The following is a 2,107-nucleotide window of genomic DNA, read 5'->3' on the forward strand; positions in this document are numbered from 1 at the left end:
TTGACCTATTTTTAGCATGCAGATGAATAGTGAGGTTAGAGCAGGTCATAAATAACGGTCATATTTAAAAGCTAAAATTGTACGTTTTATTCAATTACATACAAGCCTATTTAAGGGCTTTTTCTTTTATCCATGATAATTATTACTAACTCACGTTTAAAATCGCTTAAAAGGCAAACTATGAGCTTGTAGGACTATTCAAAGTGTTTAGACTAAACAAAGTAGCCACGACCGTTAGGGAGTTCTTTTTAGTGGCAGAATGTATCTAATATAAAATCAGAGTGTACAAGCGGAGCGACAAGAGCAACGCAGGGAGTTTAAATTTAGAACTTCAATTCAATGGTTTTGACTTTTTCTTTTGACCTTGATTTTAATTTTTGAAAAAAATAAAAAAAGGCGAAGCCTATATTAATTTATCATATATATTTTAATCTTTTGTTCTTTTGCGTGAAAAAAAAGTCAGTGTTTTCAAGGATGTACAGATTTTAATACCTAGAAAAAACAATGCTTATACCTAGAAAAAACAATGCTTATACCTAGAAAAAACAATGCTTATACCTAGAAAGATAATTGTGTTACTAGGCATATAATGATATAATAAAAGCATAGAGAAAATCTCGCTAAAGTTTCTTCTCTATGCTAGACCAAAATTACTCATAAGGAGCAACTTCTCATGGAAATTATATCAAAAAACGAACGTAACAGCAATGAAAGGACAGTGTGTTCTTTGAAAGAAATTGAGAAACGGAAAATTGTTGAACACAACGACTTAATCACAAGTGTTGCTAAAATGGATAAAACACCCTTAAAGATTTTTGAGTTAGCCGTGTCTTGTATTGATACTGAAAATCTACCTAAAGACAACACCATTTATTTGTCTAAAGAAGAATTGTTTACTTTTTTTGATGTATCGGATAATGGGAAACATAGTCGTTTTAAAGAAGCCATTTCAAAAATGCAAGAACAAGCATTTTTTGAAGTCAGAGAAGCAAAAAATAAAGGCTTTAAATTCAGACGGATACTACCCATTCCAACGGTTGAATGGACGGACTATGACGATAAGGTCATGATACGGTTTAATCAAGATATTATGCCTTATCTGATTGAGTTAAAGCAGAATTTCACGCAATATGCCTTATCTGACCTTATAGATTTAAACAGTAAGTACAGCATTATTCTTTATAAATGGTTGTCGATGAATTACAACCAGTACGAGCATTACAGTGCCAAAAGCGGACGGCGAGCGGAGCAAGTGGAATCCTACCGCAACCCCTCAATCACCGTCAAAGAATTGCGAGTAATCACTGATACTGTAAAAGACTACCCAAGATTTGATAATTTTGAAACATGGATATTAAAAAAACCAATCGAAGAAATTAACGCTCACACGCATTTTAACGTGACTTATGACAAGATTAAAAAAGGGCGTTCGATTGATAGCATAGTCTTTCATATTGAGAAGAAACGAACCGCAGATGATAACAGCTACAAGTTGGACGACCAAGCCTATATTGAGGACAAAAAACAAAAAGAAGAGACCGAAAAAGACCTTGTGTTTGAAGCTATGAAGAGTAAATATACTCAAATTTTATTAGAAAACATGCTGTTAAGCCCTTATGAAATGACGGACACCGCACTTATGGCAGGCTTACAAGCCCATGTTTACCCTCTTTATGACGAACTGAAAGACTTACGAGGATTGAATGGAGTCAAAGACCACTTGTCTTATGTCGCCAGCAAACAAGAAGACTATTCAAAACGTAATGTAGCGAAGTATCTCAAAAAAGCAATTGAGCAGTACTTACCAACAGTTAAAAGGCAGGATTTATCATGAGTGAAGAATTAAAAACGATAAAAGAGCTGGCGGACGAATTAGGTATTAGTAAAAAGTATTTACAAAACAAAATTAGTTATGAAAAAAAGAAACAAAATTTATCTATCGGAAATTGGAAAAAAATATCCGGAAAAAATACAATAGTATTATCTGACAAAGAACAAACATTAATAAAAAGTTGGTTAAACAGTCTAGAAGATAAGCAAGAAGATAAAGCAGACAGTCTAGAAGATAAGCAAGAAGATAAAGCAGACAGTCTAGAAGATAAGCAAG

General features: G+C 33.3%; 1 protein-coding gene and 1 pseudogene. Both read left to right on the forward strand.

Features of this window, described 5'->3' with window-relative positions; all coding sequences use genetic code 11:
• Window positions 1-673: 673 nt before the first annotated feature.
• On the forward strand, window positions 674-1,834 hold the full coding sequence (locus LLA01S_RS11925; protein ID WP_032951499.1) for a RepB family plasmid replication initiator protein: 1,161 nt from the start codon (window positions 674-676) through the stop codon (window positions 1,832-1,834).
• A pseudogene (locus LLA01S_RS11930) lies at window positions 1,831-2,107 on the forward strand (hypothetical protein); the annotation flags it as partial. The gene LLA01S_RS11925 and the pseudogene LLA01S_RS11930, both read left to right, overlap by 4 nt.

The sequence above is a fragment of the Lactococcus cremoris subsp. cremoris NBRC 100676 genome, from assembly GCF_001591705.1.
Classification (GTDB): Bacteria; Bacillota; Bacilli; order Lactobacillales; family Streptococcaceae; genus Lactococcus; species Lactococcus cremoris.